This is a genomic window from Parabacteroides sp. AF27-14 (genome assembly GCF_003635425.1).
Classification (GTDB): domain Bacteria; phylum Bacteroidota; class Bacteroidia; order Bacteroidales; family Tannerellaceae; genus Parabacteroides; species Parabacteroides distasonis.
The window spans coordinates 1-18,882 of the sequence record NZ_QTLZ01000024.1; the positions used below are offsets into that span (position 1 = coordinate 1).

Annotated in this window: 32 protein-coding genes; 2 read left to right on the plus strand and 30 right to left on the minus strand. The window is 43.3% G+C overall.

Annotated features, from left to right (window positions below):
• Positions 1-33 precede the first annotated feature (33 nt).
• Both DWY79_RS18555 and DWY79_RS18560 read right to left on the minus strand, forming a co-directional pair.
• Positions 34-1,239 carry a hypothetical protein gene (locus DWY79_RS18555; RefSeq protein ID WP_122370022.1) on the minus strand — a complete coding sequence of 402 codons (1,206 nt, stop codon included), beginning with the start codon at positions 1,237-1,239 and terminating at the stop codon, positions 34-36.
• The gene (locus DWY79_RS18560) at positions 1,226-2,542 is read right to left on the minus strand and encodes a DUF4270 family protein (protein ID WP_122145360.1); all 1,317 of its coding nucleotides are present in this window, start codon (positions 2,540-2,542) and stop codon (positions 1,226-1,228) included. Before DWY79_RS18560 ends, DWY79_RS18555 begins: the two co-directional genes overlap by 14 nt.
• Positions 2,543-2,813: 271 nt before the next feature.
• On the opposite strand from DWY79_RS18560, the gene DWY79_RS18565 reads away from it, so the two are divergent.
• Positions 2,814-3,815, plus strand: a complete 1,002-nt coding sequence (locus DWY79_RS18565) for a kelch repeat-containing protein (protein WP_121961720.1) — start codon at positions 2,814-2,816, stop codon at positions 3,813-3,815.
• Positions 3,802-4,155, plus strand: a complete 354-nt coding sequence (locus tag DWY79_RS18570) for a DUF4907 domain-containing protein (RefSeq protein WP_008778715.1) — start codon at positions 3,802-3,804, stop codon at positions 4,153-4,155. Before DWY79_RS18565 ends, DWY79_RS18570 begins: the two co-directional genes overlap by 14 nt.
• A 62-nt stretch (positions 4,156-4,217) precedes the next feature.
• Here the strand turns inward: DWY79_RS18570 and eno are convergent, their stop codons facing one another.
• The 28 genes from eno to rplW all read right to left on the minus strand — a co-directional run bounded on the left by eno (position 4,218) and on the right by rplW (position 18,881).
• A complete protein-coding gene (gene eno, locus DWY79_RS18575) occupies positions 4,218-5,501 on the minus strand; it encodes a phosphopyruvate hydratase (protein WP_122370024.1) in 1,284 nt (427 codons plus the stop codon).
• Positions 5,502-5,681: 180 nt separating this feature from the next.
• Positions 5,682-6,167, minus strand: coding sequence for a 50S ribosomal protein L17 (gene rplQ, locus DWY79_RS18580; protein ID WP_005867127.1), 486 nt, complete (start codon positions 6,165-6,167; stop codon positions 5,682-5,684).
• A gap of 7 nt (positions 6,168-6,174) precedes the next feature.
• Complete coding sequence (locus DWY79_RS18585) at positions 6,175-7,167, minus strand: DNA-directed RNA polymerase subunit alpha (RefSeq protein ID WP_005867125.1); 993 nt, start codon at positions 7,165-7,167, stop codon at positions 6,175-6,177.
• A gap of 12 nt (positions 7,168-7,179) precedes the next feature.
• The gene (gene rpsD / locus DWY79_RS18590; RefSeq protein WP_005867123.1) at positions 7,180-7,785 is read right to left on the minus strand and encodes a 30S ribosomal protein S4; all 606 of its coding nucleotides are present in this window, start codon (positions 7,783-7,785) and stop codon (positions 7,180-7,182) included.
• Between the two features lie 123 nt (positions 7,786-7,908).
• On the minus strand, positions 7,909-8,298 hold the full coding sequence (gene rpsK / locus DWY79_RS18595) for a 30S ribosomal protein S11 (RefSeq protein ID WP_005634781.1): 390 nt from the start codon (positions 8,296-8,298) through the stop codon (positions 7,909-7,911).
• Positions 8,299-8,309: 11 nt separating this feature from the next.
• Complete coding sequence (gene rpsM, locus DWY79_RS18600; protein ID WP_008779937.1) at positions 8,310-8,690, minus strand: 30S ribosomal protein S13; 381 nt, start codon at positions 8,688-8,690, stop codon at positions 8,310-8,312.
• Positions 8,691-8,725: 35 nt separating this feature from the next.
• The gene (ykgO, locus tag DWY79_RS18605) at positions 8,726-8,842 is read right to left on the minus strand and encodes a type B 50S ribosomal protein L36 (RefSeq protein ID WP_005645768.1); all 117 of its coding nucleotides are present in this window, start codon (positions 8,840-8,842) and stop codon (positions 8,726-8,728) included.
• 13 nt (positions 8,843-8,855) lie between these two features.
• Complete coding sequence (gene infA / locus DWY79_RS18610; protein WP_005854007.1) at positions 8,856-9,074, minus strand: translation initiation factor IF-1; 219 nt, start codon at positions 9,072-9,074, stop codon at positions 8,856-8,858.
• 10 nt (positions 9,075-9,084) lie between these two features.
• Positions 9,085-9,870 carry a type I methionyl aminopeptidase gene (map, locus tag DWY79_RS18615; RefSeq protein WP_122370026.1) on the minus strand — a complete coding sequence of 262 codons (786 nt, stop codon included), beginning with the start codon at positions 9,868-9,870 and terminating at the stop codon, positions 9,085-9,087.
• 4 nt (positions 9,871-9,874) lie between these two features.
• Positions 9,875-11,215: a preprotein translocase subunit SecY gene (gene secY / locus DWY79_RS18620; protein WP_005854004.1), complete on the minus strand. Its 1,341-nt coding sequence runs from the start codon at positions 11,213-11,215 to the stop codon at positions 9,875-9,877.
• 3 nt (positions 11,216-11,218) lie between these two features.
• Positions 11,219-11,665 carry a 50S ribosomal protein L15 gene (gene rplO / locus DWY79_RS18625; RefSeq protein ID WP_005853999.1) on the minus strand — a complete coding sequence of 149 codons (447 nt, stop codon included), beginning with the start codon at positions 11,663-11,665 and terminating at the stop codon, positions 11,219-11,221.
• Between the two features lie 29 nt (positions 11,666-11,694).
• A complete protein-coding gene (gene rpmD, locus DWY79_RS18630) occupies positions 11,695-11,871 on the minus strand; it encodes a 50S ribosomal protein L30 (protein ID WP_005853996.1) in 177 nt (58 codons plus the stop codon).
• 17 nt (positions 11,872-11,888) lie between these two features.
• Positions 11,889-12,407, minus strand: a complete 519-nt coding sequence (gene rpsE / locus DWY79_RS18635; protein WP_008773758.1) for a 30S ribosomal protein S5 — start codon at positions 12,405-12,407, stop codon at positions 11,889-11,891.
• Complete coding sequence (rplR, locus tag DWY79_RS18640; protein ID WP_005853992.1) at positions 12,407-12,751, minus strand: 50S ribosomal protein L18; 345 nt, start codon at positions 12,749-12,751, stop codon at positions 12,407-12,409. The genes rpsE and rplR overlap by 1 nt, the downstream gene beginning before the upstream one ends.
• Before the next feature lie 21 nt (positions 12,752-12,772).
• Positions 12,773-13,324 (minus strand): 50S ribosomal protein L6, encoded by a 552-nt coding sequence (gene rplF, locus DWY79_RS18645; RefSeq protein WP_005853990.1) that lies wholly within the window; start codon positions 13,322-13,324, stop codon positions 12,773-12,775.
• 16 nt (positions 13,325-13,340) lie between these two features.
• Positions 13,341-13,736, minus strand: coding sequence for a 30S ribosomal protein S8 (gene rpsH / locus DWY79_RS18650; protein ID WP_005634758.1), 396 nt, complete (start codon positions 13,734-13,736; stop codon positions 13,341-13,343).
• A gap of 58 nt (positions 13,737-13,794) precedes the next feature.
• Positions 13,795-14,064 (minus strand): 30S ribosomal protein S14, encoded by a 270-nt coding sequence (rpsN, locus tag DWY79_RS18655; RefSeq protein ID WP_005853988.1) that lies wholly within the window; start codon positions 14,062-14,064, stop codon positions 13,795-13,797.
• A gap of 6 nt (positions 14,065-14,070) precedes the next feature.
• Positions 14,071-14,628, minus strand: a complete 558-nt coding sequence (rplE, locus tag DWY79_RS18660; protein WP_005853986.1) for a 50S ribosomal protein L5 — start codon at positions 14,626-14,628, stop codon at positions 14,071-14,073.
• Positions 14,628-14,948, minus strand: coding sequence for a 50S ribosomal protein L24 (gene rplX, locus DWY79_RS18665; protein ID WP_005853984.1), 321 nt, complete (start codon positions 14,946-14,948; stop codon positions 14,628-14,630). The genes rplE and rplX overlap by 1 nt, the downstream gene beginning before the upstream one ends.
• Positions 14,949-14,967: 19 nt before the next feature.
• The gene (gene rplN / locus DWY79_RS18670; protein ID WP_005853982.1) at positions 14,968-15,333 is read right to left on the minus strand and encodes a 50S ribosomal protein L14; all 366 of its coding nucleotides are present in this window, start codon (positions 15,331-15,333) and stop codon (positions 14,968-14,970) included.
• A gap of 1 nt (position 15,334) precedes the next feature.
• Positions 15,335-15,592, minus strand: a complete 258-nt coding sequence (gene rpsQ / locus DWY79_RS18675) for a 30S ribosomal protein S17 (RefSeq protein WP_008773759.1) — start codon at positions 15,590-15,592, stop codon at positions 15,335-15,337.
• A gap of 9 nt (positions 15,593-15,601) precedes the next feature.
• The gene (rpmC, locus tag DWY79_RS18680) at positions 15,602-15,799 is read right to left on the minus strand and encodes a 50S ribosomal protein L29 (RefSeq protein WP_005853979.1); all 198 of its coding nucleotides are present in this window, start codon (positions 15,797-15,799) and stop codon (positions 15,602-15,604) included.
• A gap of 5 nt (positions 15,800-15,804) precedes the next feature.
• Positions 15,805-16,239: a 50S ribosomal protein L16 gene (rplP, locus tag DWY79_RS18685; protein WP_005853976.1), complete on the minus strand. Its 435-nt coding sequence runs from the start codon at positions 16,237-16,239 to the stop codon at positions 15,805-15,807.
• A 20-nt stretch (positions 16,240-16,259) separates the two neighbouring features.
• Positions 16,260-16,994 carry a 30S ribosomal protein S3 gene (gene rpsC / locus DWY79_RS18690; RefSeq protein ID WP_005853974.1) on the minus strand — a complete coding sequence of 245 codons (735 nt, stop codon included), beginning with the start codon at positions 16,992-16,994 and terminating at the stop codon, positions 16,260-16,262.
• Positions 16,995-17,001: 7 nt separating this feature from the next.
• A complete protein-coding gene (gene rplV, locus DWY79_RS18695; protein WP_005853972.1) occupies positions 17,002-17,412 on the minus strand; it encodes a 50S ribosomal protein L22 in 411 nt (136 codons plus the stop codon).
• A gap of 52 nt (positions 17,413-17,464) precedes the next feature.
• Positions 17,465-17,734: a 30S ribosomal protein S19 gene (gene rpsS / locus DWY79_RS18700; RefSeq protein ID WP_005634738.1), complete on the minus strand. Its 270-nt coding sequence runs from the start codon at positions 17,732-17,734 to the stop codon at positions 17,465-17,467.
• A 20-nt stretch (positions 17,735-17,754) separates the two neighbouring features.
• Positions 17,755-18,579 carry a 50S ribosomal protein L2 gene (rplB, locus tag DWY79_RS18705; RefSeq protein ID WP_005853970.1) on the minus strand — a complete coding sequence of 275 codons (825 nt, stop codon included), beginning with the start codon at positions 18,577-18,579 and terminating at the stop codon, positions 17,755-17,757.
• An 8-nt stretch (positions 18,580-18,587) separates the two neighbouring features.
• Positions 18,588-18,881: a 50S ribosomal protein L23 gene (gene rplW, locus DWY79_RS18710; protein WP_005853968.1), complete on the minus strand. Its 294-nt coding sequence runs from the start codon at positions 18,879-18,881 to the stop codon at positions 18,588-18,590.
• Position 18,882: the final 1 nt, after the last annotated feature.

Here is an 18,882-nt window from a genome sequence, read left to right on the forward strand (position 1 = left end):
ATTACACATTTTATTGTTATTGAATGTGTCTACCTATATCAGCATAAGACAGAACTTCTCGCTTAATGTATAGGTCACCGTAAAGCCCATGATATCTCTTCGCAACGCATTCCCTTGCAATTGGAGACGATCGTAATAAAACGCCGTATTGATACGGCCATTCAGGACGGGTAATCCCAAGCCGACGCTTACCCGATACGCCCCGCCGGATTGTCCTTTCAACCGCAGGTAAGGCGTGGAAACAGAAACACCCGCTTTATAAGACATCCGTTTCCAATAACTGCTGGAGCTAAATCCATTCGGGAAATAGCATACGCCCAAGCGCAGCTCATGCGAATCCCGGAACTTTACCCGGCTATCGCTCGAGTTCAATACCCCGTATTGCCGGAATAGATAGTCCAACGCATACGTCCATTTTTTATGCGCCAATGAGCTACCGATGCCTATATATTGAGGTAGATATTGTGTCACCCTTTTCTGGTTATAGGGGGTTTCCGTGCTGCTTCCCGTCACCGTCACCGTATTTTTCAATGAGATCCGTTGCTTATAACCGTAAATGGCGCCGACCGTTAGAAAGGTTTCCCGGGCGATCGGACGATGATATTGTAAACCGAAATCGGCGTAAAAAGAGCGGCCGGACATCTCCCTTGACACTGTCATCGCACTTTGTATCTCATTCTGTGTCATATTTCCGAAGATAAAATTAAGATTCATACCGACTGATAGATGCTTGGTCAATGAAAAACCTTGGGAGAGGAAAGCCTTGGAAAGTCCGCCTGTCCCCGAAAACGTACTGGTTACAAAGGTTCCGGGAGATCCTTCCAACTCTTGCGAGGACTTAAAATAATACCCAACAAAACTATAAGGAGTTACCCCGGCGGACATATACCACCGTCGCATAATACGCCCTCCCAATGAGAAAGCGGAGAAATTTCCGGTGAATGCGTTGCTAGAGCTCCCGTCTGAGCGGTATCGCTCATTCTTCACGAAGGCAGATGCCTCAGAGAACAACTTACAACTATCCAACGCCGTCAATCCGGCAGGATTCTCTATATTCATCAGCATCCCTTCCCGCATGCCGACAGTGACACCCGCCATCGAGGTATTTTGACCATATAAACCGGAAGCCATCTCACCCAGTCCAAACATCGAGTAAGGTGAGGAAGTCATCGCATTCTGCGCAGATGCGCTTGCCGCCATCAAGAGGCAAGGGTAAAGAAGGTATCTAGTAACTTTCATAGACCTTATAAATGAGTTGTAGGGTGACCGGGTTACGTCCTCCCTGATCGTTAAACGTCAAGTTCTTGAACGTGCCGGTGTAATCATCACTATTAAAAACCAACTGAAGATTATGTTTATACATGCCAAAGGCACCTAGCTCCTCTTGCATGAATTGAGTCACGTCGAAATAATAATAGGTGTTCTCGTTAAACGTATTGTCTTCCGATAGCGTACCTCGTTGAACCTCGGAACCGAGATAATCGGTCACGGCATCCGTCACCACATTATTCTCATCGGCGATATAAAGGTAGAGGCTGTCCGGCAAGGTATTGTAATCCGAATAAGTGCCTTGCTCGGGATAAATCTTAAGTAAAGCGCTCTCGATCTCCACTTGCGTGCCTTGTTGCATCAGATTATTCAAATACGGGAATTCCAGACGGGTATACCAACCCAAGCCTCCGAATAATACGCCCCGGTTACTAAGCTCAGCCGAAGGTATCTCCACTCCTTTCATCGGATATCCTGCCATATCCGTTCCACTACGGTCATGGTCGATATGATTGAACTGGGTATCCGTATTTGGGAAGAACCATAATTCCTTCTCCGTGGAAAGCTCATCGGATAAATGATAATGCAGGACTAAAGCGGCGGAGGAATCGGCTACCGTGAAAGTCAGCAGAGACTCGCTTCCCGCCAAGTCCGGCACGATCGCCACCCCCTTGAAATAGTCCTCAAAGCGATCCTCGGACACCGCTTGATCCTGCGTGTGAAAACGGGACAAGAGGTCTTGCCCTAGCGCATCGGGTAGACGGACTTCCAGTTTCTCCCCGCCCTTCGGCTTCGGTTTAAATGAGCAGACCGCCAAAGCCTCGGGAGCGTAAGAGACACTGCTATTATTATATAAGTACCCGTTATCGTTTAAGACAATCTTCTCCGTTAGCTGATAAATCGAGAGGGTTTGTTGGAGGGTCGTGTCTCCTACAAAGCGACCATCGAAAGCGAGAGACAGGACTAGCGAGTCCAGTACGACCGTCTCGTCCGGATCAGTCCCATAGCTCGGTCTCTCATAAGCGATAAAGCTATGCGACGAGACGACTCCCCATAATGAATGTTTGTACCGGCCTACCAAAGCGACGTTCTTACCGGATGTCTCCAACGAGTCGATCAATACCGAGGTCACTACGACCGTGCTGGTATCTATACGAACGTTACGGAAAGCGGAGTCCACCAGATCGCTGCCATACGTACCGTTCTCGTCATAACAGGAAAACAGTCCCAGACAGAGCATCAAGCACCCCAAAGCAAAGAATGTTCTAACCATACTTCTTATTTAATAAGCGAATAATCTTTTATCAATCCGATGGCAAAGAACGTATTTAGCGCAAAACCCGGCAAGATAAACCCATGAACCCACCGGTTTCCTCTGTAAACGGCCCGATACTGAAGATGAAACCGATTTCAAAACCATTCGAGGCCCTAACCTATAAATCCGGCTTATTCACCGATAAAAACCGTATGTTTACCGATTTAATTTGTGGGTCTCGTAAAACCCTCGTTCTTTTGCTTCCGTAAAAACAAAACACGTAGTTAGAATGATACACAAAAGGATTCTTGTATTCTTGATCGCTTTTCTTCCTGTCATCATCAGCGCTTGCAGTGATGATGATGACGATGATTTGATCGGTAAGTGGTACCGTGTCTCTGACATGGACGGATTGGCGCGAAATTACGCCTCCTCTTTCACGATCGGTAACAAAGGATATCTGATTTGCGGAAACGACGGAAAAAATCGTTTATCGGATTGTTGGGAATATGATATGGAACGAGATACTTGGACGCAAAAGGCGGACTTTCCCGGAACCGCCCGCAATTCGGCCGTAGCTATGGCGGTAGATGAAAAGGGATATCTGGGAACCGGATACGACGGTACCAATTACTTGAATGACTTCTGGGAATTTAACCCGACCACCAATACGTGGGCACAGAAAGCGGATTTCCCCGGCTCGGGCCGATATGGAGCCGTAGCCTTCGGGGTAAACGGTAAAGCGTATATCGGATGCGGATACGACGGGAATTACCTAAAAGACTTTTATGCCTTTAATCCGGCGGCAAATAGCTGGACGCAAACGATCAGTATCGGCGGGACAAAGCGTCAGGGCGCTACCAGCTTCGTGATAAATGGAATCGCTTATGTATGTTGCGGACAAAATAACGGCGAATATGTAGACGATTTCTGGAAATTCGATCCCAGCACGGAATCATGGACCCAACTTAGGGATATATCGGATTCCTCGGACGAGGATTATGACGATGATTATACGATCACACGTACGAACGGGGTTGCTTTCGTGATTGATGGAGCCGCTTATCTGACTTGCGGTGAGAGCGGAAGCCTACGTAGCGACACTTGGAAATATTATCCGGCCACCGATCTATGGGAAAACGTGGCTAAATTCAAGGGAACTGCCCGTACGGCGACAGCATCTTTCTCCTCTGGCGAGAAAGGATTCGTAGTATCCGGCAAAAGTGGTATCACTCAATTTGATGATATTTGGGAACTTCACCCGAATGAATATGACGATGATGAGTACTAAGAAAGGACGGGCTTGGTTCGTACCGGGCCTAGTGGTACTGCCGGTATTACTGTTTTATTTATCTTTTTTCCGGGGTGAAGAAATGGGGTCTTCTCCCGGGCGGCAACTGGAGTTGCAAACGTTTCAATCGGGGGATGGCTGGGGGTACCAGATTAGGATGAACGGAAAGGTGTTGATTTACCAACCCACCATTCCCTCTATTGATACGGTAATTGCGTTCCCGGATAAGGAAAGCGCAGAAAACATAGGCACACTCGTATTAAATAAATTGGCCGGGAACAGGAACTTCTCGGTCTCTAGAGAAGAGATACAACATTCACTCTCTTATTTAGGGCAATAGATTTATAATCATTAAATGTTAGGGGCAGGCCGGCTATCGATTAGTAGGCTTGCCCCGTTTTTTCACTTCTTATAAGTCTTATAACCATAAACAGCTAAGGAACCCAATTCCTCCTCGATACGAAGCAACTGGTTGTATTTCGCCATACGATCGGAGCGGCTCAATGAGCCGGTCTTGATCTGTCCGCTGTTGGTAGCTACGGCGATATCTGCGATCGTAGCGTCCTCTGTCTCACCGGAACGGTGGGAAGTCACGGATGTGTAGCCATTACGGTGGGCCATCTCGATAGCGTCTAATGTCTCGCTCAATGTACCGATCTGATTTACCTTGATCAAGATGGAGTTCGCGCAACCCTTCTCGATACCTTTCTTCAAGAACTCTACGTTTGTAACGAACAGGTCATCACCTACCAACTGGCATTTTCCGCCTAGCGTGGAGGTTAGCATTTGCCAACCGGCCCAGTCATTCTCGTCCATACCATCCTCGATAGAATCAATCGGGTATTTATTCACCAACTCACTCAGATAAGCGACTTGTTGCTGGGCGTTACGCTTAGCGCCTTTCTCACCCTCGAATTTCGTATAATCATACACACCATCGTGATAAAACTCGGAAGCAGCGCAATCCATGGCTATCGTCACATCCTTGCCCGGCTCATATCCAGCGGCTTTGATAGCGGCCATAATAGAATTCAAGGCATCTTCCGTACCATTCAATGCCGGAGCGAAACCGCCCTCATCACCTACAGCCGTGCTCAAGCCACGATCGTGCAATACTTTCTTCAACGCATGGAAAACCTCTGCGCCCATACGAAGCCCCTCACGGAAACTCTTCGCACCTACCGGACGGATCATGAATTCTTGAAAGGCGATCGGAGCGTCGGAGTGAGAACCTCCATTGATAATGTTCATCATAGGAACCGGCAACACATAAGTATTTGTTCCTCCGATATAACGATATAAAGGCAGATCCAGATAATTAGCCGCTGCCTTCGCTACGGCAAGCGATACACCTAACATAGCGTTAGCTCCTAGATTTGATTTTGTCTTTGTACCATCCAAATCCAGCAACTTATGGTCTATCTCTCTTTGATTCAAGGCGCTCATACCTAAAATGGCGGGAGCGATTACCTTATTTACATTATCCACGGCACGAAGAACACCTTTACCACCGTAACGATTTTTATCGCCATCACGTAACTCGATAGCCTCGTTCTCGCCGGTAGAGGCGCCAGAAGGTACAGCCGCACGACCGAATGCGCCGGAAGTCAAATGTACATCTACTTCTACTGTCGGGTTGCCACGTGAATCAAGGATCTCTCTACCTACTACTTTTACAATTTCCATATTACTATATTTGTTTTATTAGTTGTTCAATGATGTCTTACTTTTCTTTTTCACAAATATAACAATAGCCAAGCAAGGAATGTTCCTTATAACTCATCAAATTTATCAATTCGCTAATAAACAAAAAAAGCGATCCGTGTGATACGAATCGCTTTTCTTATATGATTGTAAAAAACTTGCTTATTCAGCTGCTTTTTCCTCGCTAGCTGCTTCAGCTGCAGGAGCCTCAGTAACCGCTGCTGTTGCTTTTTTACGAGAACGTCTTGTTTTAGGAGCTTTCTTAGCGGCTGTATCCTTCAACATATTTTCGTTATAGTCTACTAACTCAATAAAGCACATAGCTGCGTTGTCACCTAAACGGTTACCAGTCTTGATGATTCTGGTATAACCACCCGGACGATCACCGATCTTCTGAGCAATTTCCTTGAACAACTCTGTTACAGCAAATTTGTCTTGCAAATTGCTAAATACCACACGTCTAGAGTGAGTTGTATCCTCCTTAGACTTCGTGATAAGTGGTTCTACATACTTACGTAGCGCTTTTGCCTTTGCTGTCGTAGTAAAGATTCTCTTATGCTTGATCAAAGAACAAGCCATATTCGAAAGCATTGCGTCACGGTGAGTATTTGTACGACCTAAATGATTGAATTTCTTATTATGTCTCATCGTTTACTTACTCTTTATCTAATTTATATTTTGTGATATCCATACCGAATGAAAGGTTCAAGCTCTCAAGCAGTTCATCAAGTTCAGTGAGCGACTTCTTACCGAAGTTACGGAATTTCAACAAATCATTCTTATTGAACTTAACCAACTCACCTAATGTTTCAACATCTGCGGCCTTTAAGCAATTCAATGCACGAACGGAAAGGTCCATATCAGCCAGCTTGCTCTTAAGCAACTGACGCATATGAAGTACTTCTTCATCGAACTCTTCATTGCCTTCAGTATCCGCTGTCTCGATCGCAATCTTTTCATCTGAGAACAACATGAAATGATGAATCAGAATCTTCGCTGCTTCCTTCAACGCTTCCTTCGGATGAATAGAACCATCTGTGGCTATTTCAAGAACCAACTTCTCGTAGTCCGTCTTCTGTTCAACACGGAAGTTCTCGATTGAATATTTTACGTTACGTATCGGAGTGAAGATAGAGTCGATAGCGATCACATGCATATCTGCGTTCGGGTCTCTGTTCTCATCTGCGGGTACATAACCGCGACCTTTATTAATAGTCAATTCAATCTGGAAACTTGCGGTCGGATCCAAGCGGCAAATAACCAAATCTGGATTCAATATCTCGAATCCAGTCAGTTGCTTACCAATATCACCGGCTTTGAACACTTCCGAACCCGAAACAGTAATACTCACTTTTTCATTCTCGATGTCGTCTACGATATGCTTGAAACGAACTTGCTTCAGATTCAAGATAATGTTTGTTACATCCTCGATAACACCCGGGATTGTACCAAATTCATGGTCAACCCCGTCGATCTTAATGGATGTAATAGCAAAACCTTCAAGTGACGACAGGAGAATACGACGTAAAGCATTACCTATTGTAATACCATAGCCGGGTTCCAACGGACGAAATTCAAACTTTCCGAAGAAATTGTCCGCTTCCAACATTAATACTTTATCGGGTTTTTGAAATGCTAATATCGCCATGGAAATCAATTATTATTTAGAATACAATTCTACGATCAACTGCTCTTTAATGTTTTCAGGAATGTCAGTTCTTTCCGGCAGATGCAGTAATTTTCCGCTCATTGAAGACTGATCCCACTCAATCCAAGGATACTTGCTGTGGTTGAAGCCTGACAATGCGTCGGCAATAACCTCCATGGATTTAGATTTTTCTCTAACACCAATAACCTGACCGGGTTTTACAGAGTAAGAAGGAATGTTTACAACACTTCCGTCTACTGTAATGTGACGATGAGAAACCAACTGACGAGCTGCGGCTCTTGTCGGGGCCATACCCAAACGATAAACCATATTGTCAAGACGGCCTTCTAACAATTGAAGAAGCACCTCACCGGTAATACCTTTAGAGCGTGAAGCTTTTTCGAATAAGTTTCTAAATTGCTTCTCCAATACGCCATAAGTGTATTTTGCTTTTTGCTTCTCACGAAGCTGGATACCGTATTCAGAAGTCTTTCTTTTTCTGGAGTTACCATGTTGTCCAGGAGGATAGTTCTTCTTAGAAAGAACTTTATCCGCACCGAATATTGCCTCACCAAACTTACGGGCAATTCTTGTTCTTGGTCCAGTATATCTTGCCATTTTTTTATTTTTTTAAATGTTCTGTTTGAATCTGGAACCGTGCAGCCGCGATTACAGAGAGGATAAGGTCAATATGCAATCTATTCACAATTCCGGATTCAATGTTTAAGAAACTATAATTAATTATACTCTTCTCTTTTTCGGAGGACGACATCCGTTATGAGGAAGCGGTGTAACATCAACGATTTCTGTTACCTCGATACCTGCGCCATGGATCGTTCTGATAGCGGACTCACGACCGTTACCCGGACCCTTAACGAATACTTTCACCTTTCTTAAACCAAGATCATAAGCTACTTTAGCGCAATCCTGTGCTGCCATCTGAGCTGCATAAGGAGTATTCTTCTTAGAGCTTCTGAATCCCATCTTACCAGCGGAAGACCAGCTGATTACTTGTCCTTCGCTATTCGCTAAAGACACAATAATGTTGTTAAAAGAAGAATGAATATGAGCTTGACCGTAAGCGTCAACTTTTACGTTTCTCTTCTTTGCTGCGACTGTTTTCTTTGCCATATTAACTCTTATTATTTAGTAGCTTTTTTCTTATTTGCAACAGTTTTCTTCTTACCCTTACGAGTACGAGCGTTGTTCTTTGTGCTTTGGCCTCTCAAAGGCAGACCAACACGGTGACGAACACCTCTGTAGCAACCAATATCCATCAGACGCTTGATGTTCAACTGAACTTCTGAACGAAGGTCACCTTCAACCTTGTACTCAGCGCCAATGACTTCACGAACTTTTGCGGCTTGATCGTCTGTCCAATCCTTAACTTTGATATCACGATCAACCCCAGCCTTATCTAATACGGATTTTGCAGCGCTACGACCAATACCATAGATATAAGTCAAAGCGATTTCTCCTCTTTTATTTTGTGGCAAGTCTACACCAACTATTCTTATAGCCATATTACTTACTTAGATTATTTTGCAAAAATAATAAATTATCCTTGACGTTGTTTATACTTAGGATTTTTCTTGTTAATTACGTATAAGCGACCCTTTCTTCTTACTATCTTGCACTCAGGTGTACGCTTCTTTAAAGATGCTCTTACTTTCATATCGTGTTTAATTTTATTTGTATCTAAAAGCAATTCTACCTTTCGATAGATCATACGGAGACATTTCTACTCTTACCTTATCCCCCGGAAGGATCTTAATGTAATGCATACGCATCTTTCCTGAGATATGAGCGGTAATTTCATGTCCGTTCTCCAATTCTACACGAAACATCGCGTTTGACAATGCTTCTACAATTACTCCATCTTTCTCTATTGCTGATTGTTTAGCCATATAAATCCAATTAAATTGCGTTTTCTCCTAGAACTTCCTCTAAAAACTTAAATGAAGATAAGATCTGGGGACCATCCGGACGTATAGCGATACAATGCTCGAAATGAGCAGAAGGCTTTCTGTCCTTTGTGCGAACCGTCCATCCGTCTTTCTCAAATGCAACGTTCTTGCTTCCCATGTTGATCATCGGCTCGATGCAGATACACATTCCGTTACGCAATAACGGTCCGCATCCACGTCTGCCATAATTAGGCACTTCCGGTTCCTCATGCATTTTCCGACCTATACCATGTCCCACCAGCTCTCTTACGACGGAGTAACCTTGAGACTCGCAATAAGTCTGAATCGCATTACTGATATCACCCAAACGGTGACCTTCAACAGCACATTGGATACCTAAATAAAGTGAATCCTTCGTCGCTTTCAACAATTTCTTCACTTCCGGCGCAACCTCACCTACACAGAAAGTGTAAGCGGAGTCACCGACAAAACCATTCAATATCGTCCCACAATCCACAGAGATCACGTCACCCTCTTTCAAGATCATCTTAGAAGAAGGAATACCATGCACCACCTGATCATTCACTGAGGCACATATTGAATTAGGGAAACCACCATATCCCAAAAAAGCCGGAACAGCACCATTATCTCTAATGAACTCTTCCGCAATCTTATCAAGTTGAAGTGTGGAGACTCCGGGAGCAATACGCTTAGCGACCTCGCCAAGTGTCTTACCCACCAGTTGATTAGCCTCACGCATCAACTCAATCTCTTCATCTGTCTTTAAATAGATCATTCTATTAATAAGCGGCAACAGAGCCTGTACGGCCTTTAATTCTTCCTGACTTCAACAAACCGTCATAATGACGCATTAGCAAATGACTTTCAACTTGCTGCAATGTATCCAACACCACACCAACCAAAATCAACAAAGATGTACCACCAAAGAATTGGGAGAACTCCATACTTACACCGGCAATTCTAGCGAAAGCGGGCATGATAGCAACCAACGCAAGGAAAAAAGCACCCGGCAAAGTAATACGGTCCATAATGGTATCCAGATAGTCTTTGGTATTCTTACCCGGTTTCACACCCGGAATAAAACCATTGTTTCTCTTCAAATCATCTGACATCTGGGTCGGATTGATCGTGATAGCCGTATAGAAATACGTAAACAGGATAATCAACACCGCAAACACGAAGTTGTACCAAAAACCCGTATTATCCATGAAAGCAGCCCAAAAACCGCTCTGCTCTCCCGTACTAGAGAAACCTACAATTGAGATAGGAATAAACATGATCGCCTGAGCGAAGATGATAGGCATTACGTTAGCGGCATTCACCTTCAAAGGGATATACTGACGCGCGCCACCATATTGTTTATTACCGATAATCCTTTTCGCATATTGCACGGGGACCTTACGAGTACCTTGTACCAATAAGATCGCACCAGCGATAACAAGCAAAAGGAACAACATCTCAAATAAGAACATAACCAGACCACCGGTTTTCTCACTTGTTCTAGAAACGAATTCTTGGAACAAAGAGTGCGGCAGACGGGCTATAATACCAACTAAAATGATAAATGAAATACCATTTCCAACACCTTTATCTGTAATTCTTTCACCTAGCCATAAGATAAACATACTTCCCGCAGCCAAAATGATCGTAGATGAGATCGTGAACCAAATACCACCCGGTAAAGCAGCGCCGGCAGCCTTAAGCTGAACGCTTAAATTCACCAAGTAAGTAGGACCTTGGAATAACAAGATCGCTATCGTCAAGTAACGAGTCCACTGATTGATTTTTCTACGGCCACTCTCACCCTCTCTCTGCAATTTTTGGAAAGAAGGAACTGCGATGGCTAACAACTGCATAACAATTGAAGCGGAGATATATGGCATGATTCCCAACGCAAAAATAGATGCGTTAGAAAAGGCTCCACCTGAGAACATATCCAACAGTGCAAGCAATCCGCCTCTTGTCTGCTCCTGTAAAGCGGTCAACGCTTTGGGATCGATACCCGGAAGCACTACATACGTACCAAAACGGTATATAGCCACCAATAAAAGAGTGGTGAGGATCCGATTTCTCAGATCCTCAATCTTCCAGATATTCTTGATTGTTTCAACAGCTCTCATGACTTAGAGTTTAACGACTGTTCCACCTGCGGCTTGGATAGCTGCCTCTGCGCTCTTAGAGAAAGCGTGAGCCTCAACCTCTAACTTAGCGGTCAAGCTACCGTTACCAAGAATTTTAACCACTTGAGAAGAAGAGATGAAACCAGCCTCCATCAATTCATTAATACCAATCTTAGTCAATTGCTTAGCCTCTGCCATTTGTTGCAAAGTATCGATATTAATAGCTTTATATTCTACACGGTTAATATTCTTGAAACCGAATTTAGGCAAACGTCTTTGAATAGGCATCTGACCACCTTCGAAACCAATCTTGTTCTTGTAGCCAGATCTAGACTTGGCACCTTTATGACCTCTTGTTGAAGTTCCGCCTAATCCTGAACCCGGACCACGTCCGATTCTTTTTCTGGTCTTGGTAGATCCTTCAGCCGGTTTTAAATTTGATAAATTCATATCGTATAATTTATTTTTTCAACCAATTATTACTTTTCTACAGAAACCAAATGTTTCACTTTCTCAACCATACCTAAGATCGCCGGATTAGCTTCATGCTCTACAATCTGGTTCATCTTTCTCAGCCCTAGTGCGTCAAGCGTTCTCTTTTGGTCTTTCGGGCATTTAATTCTACTTTTAACTTGCTTTACTTTAATAGTTGCCATAAACTTATCCTCCCTAATTAACCTCTAAATACTTTTTCAACAGCAACACCTCTGTTCTGAGCAACATCGAACGGGCTTCTCAACTCACCTAGCGCAGCGATAGTAGCTTTCACCAAGTTATGAGGGTTGGAAGAACCTTTAGATTTTGCCAAAACGTCTGTAATACCTACGCTCTCCAATACGGCACGCATAGCACCACCAGCCTTAACACCGGTACCGTGAGATGCCGGTCTAATCAACACTTGAGCACCACCGAATTTAGCTAATTGTTCGTGAGGGATCGTACCTTTGTGTACCGGAACCTTGATCAAGTTCTTCTTAGCTGCTTCTACACCTTTAGCGATAGCTGTCGTTACCTCACCGGCTTTACCTAATCCCCAGCCAACGATACCATCCTCGTTTCCTACTACAACGATAGCAGCAAAACTGAATGTACGTCCACCTTTTGTAACCTTAGTTACACGGTTGATTGCAACCAGTCTGTCCTTCAACTCTAAGTCGTTGGTCGATTTAACTCTATTATTTGCCATCTTCATTAAAATTTAAGGCCGCCGTTACGTGCAGCATCTGCTAATTCTTTAATTCTCCCGTGATACAGGTAACCATTACGGTCGAAAACCACTGTCTGAACGCCAGCTTCCTGAGCGCCTTTAGCGATTAATTCACCAACCTTAGCAGCGATCTCCTTTTTCGGAGCCTTAACATCTAATTTCAAAGATGAAGCAGCGGCTAAAGTCTTGCCTGTAGTATCATCTATCACCTGTGCGTAGATTTGCTTGTTGCTTCTAAACACAGTCAGGCGCGGACGCTCAGTAGTTCCTGAGATTTTGCCGCGTACGCCTGCTTTTATTTTTAATCTTCTTTCTAGCTTCGTTGTCATGATAATTTCAGTTTACGTAGATTACTTACCTGCTGACTTACCAGACTTTCTGCGAATCTCTTCACCCACGAACTTAATACCCTTACCTTTATACGGTTCAGGCATTCTGAATGAACGGATCTTCGCACAAATCTGACCTAATAATTGTTTGTCAGCCGATTCAAGGATAATAAGAGGGTTCTTATTTCTCTCAGACTTCGTCTCAACTTTCACTTCCTTCGGCAACTGCAAATAGATATTGTGAGTATAACCTAAAGAAAGATCCAATAACTGACCTGTATTTGAAACACGGTAACCAACACCTACTAACTCAAGCTCCTTCTTATATCCCTCTGAGCAGCCAACAACCATGTTGTTGATCAAAGAGCGATACAAACCGTGTAACGCACGATGATTCTTATCATCAGTAGGTCTTGTTAAATGGATAACTCCGTCTTCCAAAGTAACGTTAATATCAGGATTCACTTCCTGTACAAGTTCACCTTTAGGGCCTTTAACTGTTACTACATTATCCTTAATTGTAACTGTAACACCAGCCGGTACATGAATTGGTAATTTTCCTATTCTTGACATTCTTCTTCCCTCCTAATTAATAAACGTAACATAATACCTCGCCACCGATCTTCAGATCGCGGGCCTCTTTGTCAGTCATCACACCTTTAGAAGTAGAAAGAACAGCAATACCTAAACCATTCAATACTCTCGGCATTTCTTTGTAACCAGTGTACTTACGCAAACCGGGCGTAGAAACTCTCTCAAGTTTCTTAATCGCATTAACTTTGTTTACTAGGTCATACTTCAAGGCGATCTTGATCGTACCTTGAGGACCATCCTCTACAAACTTAAAATTAAGAATGTAGCCCTTGTCGAAAAGGATCTTAGTGATCTCTTTCTTTAAATTTGACGCCGGCACCTCAACAACTCTGTGCTTCGCTTTGATTGCGTTACGCAATCTTGTCAAATAATCTGCAATAGGATCTGTCATATAAATAATTAATTAAATTGATCCGGCCACCCGGACAATATTTAAACTAAAAAAACTCTTACCAACTTGCTTTCTTTACACCCGGGATTAAACCATTAGATGCCATTTCACGCAATTGGATACGAGAAATACCGAACTGGCGTACATACCCTTTCGGACGTCCTGTAATCTTGCAACGGTTGTGCAAACGTACAGGAGAAGCATTTTTAGGTAAAGCCTGCAAAGCCTCATAGTTACCTTCTGCCTTAAGCTGAGCTCTTTTAGCGGCATACTTAGCAACAAGCTTTGCTCTTTTAACCTCACGGGCCTTCATTGATTCCTTAGCCATAACTACTTAGTCTTTTTTTCCGTTTTTAAAAGGCAATCCAAATTCTCTCAAAAGAGCATAACCTTCTTCGTCTGTTTTCGCAGAGGTCACAAAGGTAATATTCATTCCCAATATTTTGGTAATATTATCGATATTTATTTCAGGAAAAATGATTTGTTCCTGAATACCGAGTGTATAATTGCCTCTTCCGTCTAACTTACTCTCAATTCCCTTGAAGTCGCGGATACGAGGAAGAGCGACACGAACAAGTCTCTCCAAGAACTCGTACATCTGCTCACGACGTAATGTCACCATCACACCGATCGGCATCTTCTTACGCAACTTAAAGTTAGAGATATCCTTTTTAGATACGGTAGCGACAGCTTTTTGACCGGTGATCGTAGACAACTCGCTGATAGCGATATCGATGATCTTCTTGTCAGCCGTAGCCATACCTAATCCCTGATTAATCACGATTTTCTTCAAAACAGGTACCTGCATCACGGATTTGTAACCGAACTCCTTCGTTAAGGCAGGAACAATTCTGTCTTGGTATTCTTTCTTAAGACTGGCAGTATTGCTCATTACTTAATTTCCTCCCCTGATTTTTTAGAATAACGCACTAAAGCACCCTTCTCATTCAACTTACGGCCGATACGTGTAGCTTTACCAGATTTCGGGTCAACCACGTTAAGGTTAGAAAGATGAATAGGAGCTTCCTTCTTTTCGATTCCTCCTTGAGGATTCTTCGCATTAGGCTTGGTATGCTTTGATACCACATTAATACCTTCGACAATCGCACGATTATCTTTTACAAGTACCTGTAAAACACGACCTGTCTTACCTTTGTCCTCGCCGGCATTAACAAATACTATATCGCCTTTTTTGATATGTAATTTACTCATTACTTTAAATTTTACGAGATTAAAGCACTTCAGGTGCAAGTGATACAATTTTCATGTTTGTTGCACGAAGCTCTCTGGCAACCGGACCGAAGATACGGCTACCACGGATATCGCCACCGGCATTCAATAATACGCAAGCGTTATCATCGAAACGGATATAAGAACCATCCGGACGGCGGATCTCTTTCTTAGTACGAACGATGATAGCCTTAGAAACAGCACCCTTCTTAACGTCGCTAGCTGGGATTACGCTTTTGATTGCTACTACGATCACATCACCTACAGTGGCATAACGCTTTCTCGTACCGCCCAAAACACGGATACACAAAGCTTCCTTAGCTCCACTGTTATCTGCTACTACTAGTCTTGATTCTTGTTGTATCATCTTACTTAGCCCTTTCGATTATTTGAACTAATCTCCATCTTTTAGTCTTGCTCAAAGGACGAGTCTCCATAATCTTTACGGTATCGCCAATGTTGCATTCGTTATTTTCGTCGTGAGCATGATATTTCTTCGTCTTACTAACGAACTTTCCATAAATGGGGTGTTTTTCCTTCCATTTAATGGCAACCGTGATGCTTTTATCCATCTTGTTGCTCGTTACCACGCCCGTTCTTTCTTTTCTTAAATTTCTAGTTTCCATCAGGCTCAATTATTTGTTGTTAAGTTCTCTCTGGCGCAATTCTGTTTTCATGCGCGCAATCAATCTGCGTTGCTGTTTAATCTGAGAAGGATTATCCATAGGCGAGATGCTATGGTTAATCTTCTTCTGATCATAGGCCGCAACCTCTGCATCTACTCTCTCTAGCAACTCTTTCGTGCTTAGTTCTCTAATTTCTGCAATCTTCATAACAATTACGCATTTTGATTTTGCATGTCATAATCACGTCTCACAACAAACTTGGTTGTAACCGGAAGTTTTTGTGCGGCAAGGCGCAACGCTTCCTTAGCGATATCAAAGGGAACGCCTTCGATCTCGAAAATCAGACGACCCGGAGTAACAGGCGCAACAAATCCCTCGGGATTACCTTTACCTTTACCCATACGAACCTCTGCAGGCTTCTTCGTGATTGGCTTATCCGGGAAGATACGAACCCAAACCTGACCCTGACGTTGCATATAACGTGTAACGGCGATACGGGCAGCCTCGATCTGACGACCGGTAATCCATTTATTCTCTAATGACTTTATTCCAAAAGAACCGAAGGCCAGCTGGTTGCCACGTTGAGCTTCGCCCTTCATGCGACCTTTCTGCTGTCTTCTGAACTTGGTTTTCTTTGGTTGTAACATCTCTACTTAAATTCTAACGTTTAACGATTAGCTCTTTTTCTCTTGAAGTTCTTGTCTCTGTTGCCACCGGCATTGTCGTTTCTACGGCCTGTCTCCTTGGCAGCAGTGAAAGAAGGAGCAAGATCGCGCTTGCCATAAACCTCACCACGGCAGATCCAAACCTTAACACCCAGCAAACCAACTTTTGTCAAGGCCTCAGCCAAAGCATAGTCGATATCTGCTCTAAGAGTGTGCAACGGAGTTCTTCCTTCCTTATACATTTCCGAACGAGCCATTTCAGCACCATTCAAACGACCAGAGATTTGAATCTTTATACCCTCGGCGCCCATTCTCATGGTAGAGGCGATAGCCATCTTTACCGCGCGACGATATGCGATTTTACCTTCAAGCTGACGTGCGATGTTGTTTGCTACGATAACAGCGTCCAATTCAGGTCTCTTCACCTCGAAGATGTTGATCTGCACTTCTTTATCAGTGATCTTCTTCAACTCTTCCTTCAACTTATCAACTTCCTGACCACCTTTACCGATGATGATACCCGGACGCGACGTACAAACAGTGATCGTGATCAACTTAAGCGTACGTTCAATAACGATACGAGATACACTAGCTTTTGCAAGACGGGCATTCAAATATTTACGGATTTTGCTATCTTCCAGCAAAGTATCCCCGTAATTCTTACCGCCATACCAATTGGAATCCCAACCACGGATAATTCCTAAACGATTACTAATCGGATTAACCTTTTGTCCCATCTACAAATTAATTTTGACTATCGTTTTTACTAAGTGTATCAACAAACAGAGTTACGTGGTTCGAGCGTTTACGAATTCTGTAACCTCTTCCTTGAGGAGCCGGACGCATTCTCTTCAACGTAGTAGCGCAATCAACGCTGATTGAAGATACGCATAACTCTCCTGCTTCTGCTTTACGTTCATTTTTCTGTTCCCAGTTTGCGATTGCTGAACGAAGCAATTTTTCTACTCTTGCTGCAGCTTCCTTGTTAGAAAACTTCAAAACACCAAGCGCACGGAATACTTCCATACCGCGAATCATGTCTGCTACCAAACGCATCTTACGAGGAGAGGTAGGAACATTGTTCAACTTCGCGAAATACATGGTCTTTTGGGCTTCTTTTCTTGCTTCAGCTGATATTCTTTTTCTAGCACCCATTTTATTCGATTCTTTTTATTTTCAGATTCCTGAATTCCTGTTACTACCGATATTATTTCTTCTTGTTACCGGCGTGACCGCGGAAAGTACGTGTCGGTGAGAACTCTCCCAACTTGTGACCTACCATATTCTCGGTTACGAAAACAGGAATAAATTTATTTCCATTATGAACTGCAATAGTATGGCCTACGAAATCAGGCGAAATCATTGAAGCTCTTGCCCATGTCTTAACTACGGCTTTCTTTCCTGACTCATTCATTGCCAGAACTTTCTTCTCAAGCTTTACATTAATATACGGGCCTTTTTTTAGCGAACGACTCATAGTTTACTTAATTAATCAGATTATTTCTTTCTTCTTTCAATAATATACTTTGAAGAATGCTTCTTAGGAGCTCTAGTCTTCAAGCCCTTAGCATATAAGCCATTACGGGATCTAGGATGACCTCCGGAAGAACGACCTTCACCACCACCCATTGGGTGATCAACCGGGTTCATAACAACACCACGGTTACGAGGACGACGACCTAACCATCTAGAGCGACCGGCCTTACCTGATTTTTCAAGAGCATGGTCTGAGTTGCCAACTGCGCCAATTGTAGCCTTACAAGCCGCAAGAATCTTTCTAGTTTCACCAGAAGGCATCTTAATAATCGCATAAGCGCCTTCCTTTGAAGTCAGCTGAGCGAATGCACCTGCGGAACGTACCATTTTGGCACCCTGTCCAGGACGAAGCTCAATATTGTGAATAATAGTACCAACGGGAATATTTGCCATAGGCAAAGTATTACCTACCTCAGGAGCGGCGTCGCTACCTGAAACCACTGTTTGGCCAACTTCCAATCCGTTCGGAGCGATGATATAGCTCTTTGCTCCGTCAGCGTAATACAACAAAGCGATACGAGATGAACGGTTAGGATCATACTCGATAGACTTTACTGTCGCAGGAATGCCATCTTTGTTTCTCTTGAAATCGATAATTCTGTACTTTTGTTTGTGACCGCCACCGATATAACGCATTGTCATCTTACCAGTGTTGTTACGTCCACCTGTACTCTTCTTACCTACTACAAGAGACTTCTCTGGTGTACTTGCAGTGATTTTATCAAATGCACCAATAACTTTGTGTCTCTGCCCCGGTGTCGTGGGCTTTAATTTACGTATTCCCATTTCTCTTTTTAGATATTACTAAAGAAATCAATTGTTTCTCCTTCTTTCAACGTTACGATCGCTTTCTTGAAAGCAGCTTGCTTGCCGTTGATGATACCTGATTTTGTATAACGGCTTTTACGCTTTCCAGAGTAGTTGATGGTGTTAACATCAACTACTGTAACACTGTACATGTCCTCTACAGCTTTCTTTATCTCCAATTTGTTGGCATCAGGAGAAACACGAAAACCATAGCGATTCGGAAATTTCTCTGTGATCGCTGTTTGTTTCTCAGTTACTATAGGCTTAATAATAATTCCCATT

What these genes read in the sequence shown, in the direction of transcription:
- rplN (WP_005853982.1), bottom strand. Translation starts at nt 15,333, where the DNA reads ATGATACAACAAGAATCAAGACTAGTAGTAGCAGATAACAGTGGAGCT.
- rpsK (WP_005634781.1), bottom strand. Translation starts at nt 8,298, where the DNA reads ATGGCAAAGAAAACAGTCGCAGCAAAGAAGAGAAACGTAAAAGTTGAC.
- rplX (WP_005853984.1), bottom strand. Translation starts at nt 14,948, where the DNA reads ATGAGTAAATTACATATCAAAAAAGGCGATATAGTATTTGTTAATGCC.
- secY (WP_005854004.1), bottom strand. Translation starts at nt 11,215, where the DNA reads ATGAGAGCTGTTGAAACAATCAAGAATATCTGGAAGATTGAGGATCTG.
- ykgO (WP_005645768.1), bottom strand. Translation starts at nt 8,842, where the DNA reads ATGAAAGTAAGAGCATCTTTAAAGAAGCGTACACCTGAGTGCAAGATA.
- rplP (WP_005853976.1), bottom strand. Translation starts at nt 16,239, where the DNA reads ATGTTACAACCAAAGAAAACCAAGTTCAGAAGACAGCAGAAAGGTCGC.
- rpmC (WP_005853979.1), bottom strand. Translation starts at nt 15,799, where the DNA reads ATGAAGATTGCAGAAATTAGAGAACTAAGCACGAAAGAGTTGCTAGAG.
- rpsS (WP_005634738.1), bottom strand. Translation starts at nt 17,734, where the DNA reads ATGAGTCGTTCGCTAAAAAAAGGCCCGTATATTAATGTAAAGCTTGAG.
- rpsN (WP_005853988.1), bottom strand. Translation starts at nt 14,064, where the DNA reads ATGGCTAAGGAATCAATGAAGGCCCGTGAGGTTAAAAGAGCAAAGCTT.
- rpsQ (WP_008773759.1), bottom strand. Translation starts at nt 15,592, where the DNA reads ATGGAAACTAGAAATTTAAGAAAAGAAAGAACGGGCGTGGTAACGAGC.
- rpsM (WP_008779937.1), bottom strand. Translation starts at nt 8,690, where the DNA reads ATGGCTATAAGAATAGTTGGTGTAGACTTGCCACAAAATAAAAGAGGA.
- DWY79_RS18560 (WP_122145360.1), bottom strand. Translation starts at nt 2,542, where the DNA reads ATGGTTAGAACATTCTTTGCTTTGGGGTGCTTGATGCTCTGTCTGGGA.
- DWY79_RS18585 (WP_005867125.1), bottom strand. Translation starts at nt 7,167, where the DNA reads ATGGCGATATTAGCATTTCAAAAACCCGATAAAGTATTAATGTTGGAA.
- rpsD (WP_005867123.1), bottom strand. Translation starts at nt 7,785, where the DNA reads ATGGCAAGATATACTGGACCAAGAACAAGAATTGCCCGTAAGTTTGGT.
- rplF (WP_005853990.1), bottom strand. Translation starts at nt 13,324, where the DNA reads ATGTCAAGAATAGGAAAATTACCAATTCATGTACCGGCTGGTGTTACA.
- rplR (WP_005853992.1), bottom strand. Translation starts at nt 12,751, where the DNA reads ATGACAACGAAGCTAGAAAGAAGATTAAAAATAAAAGCAGGCGTACGC.
- DWY79_RS18570 (WP_008778715.1), top strand. Translation starts at nt 3,802, where the DNA reads ATGATGAGTACTAAGAAAGGACGGGCTTGGTTCGTACCGGGCCTAGTG.
- rpsE (WP_008773758.1), bottom strand. Translation starts at nt 12,407, where the DNA reads ATGAAGATGGCAAATAATAGAGTTAAATCGACCAACGACTTAGAGTTG.
- rpsH (WP_005634758.1), bottom strand. Translation starts at nt 13,736, where the DNA reads ATGACAGATCCTATTGCAGATTATTTGACAAGATTGCGTAACGCAATC.
- rplQ (WP_005867127.1), bottom strand. Translation starts at nt 6,167, where the DNA reads ATGAGACATAATAAGAAATTCAATCATTTAGGTCGTACAAATACTCAC.
- rplE (WP_005853986.1), bottom strand. Translation starts at nt 14,628, where the DNA reads ATGAGCAATACTGCCAGTCTTAAGAAAGAATACCAAGACAGAATTGTT.
- rplV (WP_005853972.1), bottom strand. Translation starts at nt 17,412, where the DNA reads ATGGGTGCTAGAAAAAGAATATCAGCTGAAGCAAGAAAAGAAGCCCAA.
- DWY79_RS18555 (WP_122370022.1), bottom strand. Translation starts at nt 1,239, where the DNA reads ATGAAAGTTACTAGATACCTTCTTTACCCTTGCCTCTTGATGGCGGCA.
- rplW (WP_005853968.1), bottom strand. Translation starts at nt 18,881, where the DNA reads ATGGGAATTATTATTAAGCCTATAGTAACTGAGAAACAAACAGCGATC.
- map (WP_122370026.1), bottom strand. Translation starts at nt 9,870, where the DNA reads ATGATCTATTTAAAGACAGATGAAGAGATTGAGTTGATGCGTGAGGCT.
- rpmD (WP_005853996.1), bottom strand. Translation starts at nt 11,871, where the DNA reads ATGGCAACTATTAAAGTAAAGCAAGTTAAAAGTAGAATTAAATGCCCG.
- eno (WP_122370024.1), bottom strand. Translation starts at nt 5,501, where the DNA reads ATGGAAATTGTAAAAGTAGTAGGTAGAGAGATCCTTGATTCACGTGGC.
- infA (WP_005854007.1), bottom strand. Translation starts at nt 9,074, where the DNA reads ATGGCTAAACAATCAGCAATAGAGAAAGATGGAGTAATTGTAGAAGCA.
- rplO (WP_005853999.1), bottom strand. Translation starts at nt 11,665, where the DNA reads ATGAATTTATCAAATTTAAAACCGGCTGAAGGATCTACCAAGACCAGA.
- rplB (WP_005853970.1), bottom strand. Translation starts at nt 18,579, where the DNA reads ATGGGAATACGTAAATTAAAGCCCACGACACCGGGGCAGAGACACAAA.
- rpsC (WP_005853974.1), bottom strand. Translation starts at nt 16,994, where the DNA reads ATGGGACAAAAGGTTAATCCGATTAGTAATCGTTTAGGAATTATCCGT.
- DWY79_RS18565 (WP_121961720.1), top strand. Translation starts at nt 2,814, where the DNA reads ATGATACACAAAAGGATTCTTGTATTCTTGATCGCTTTTCTTCCTGTC.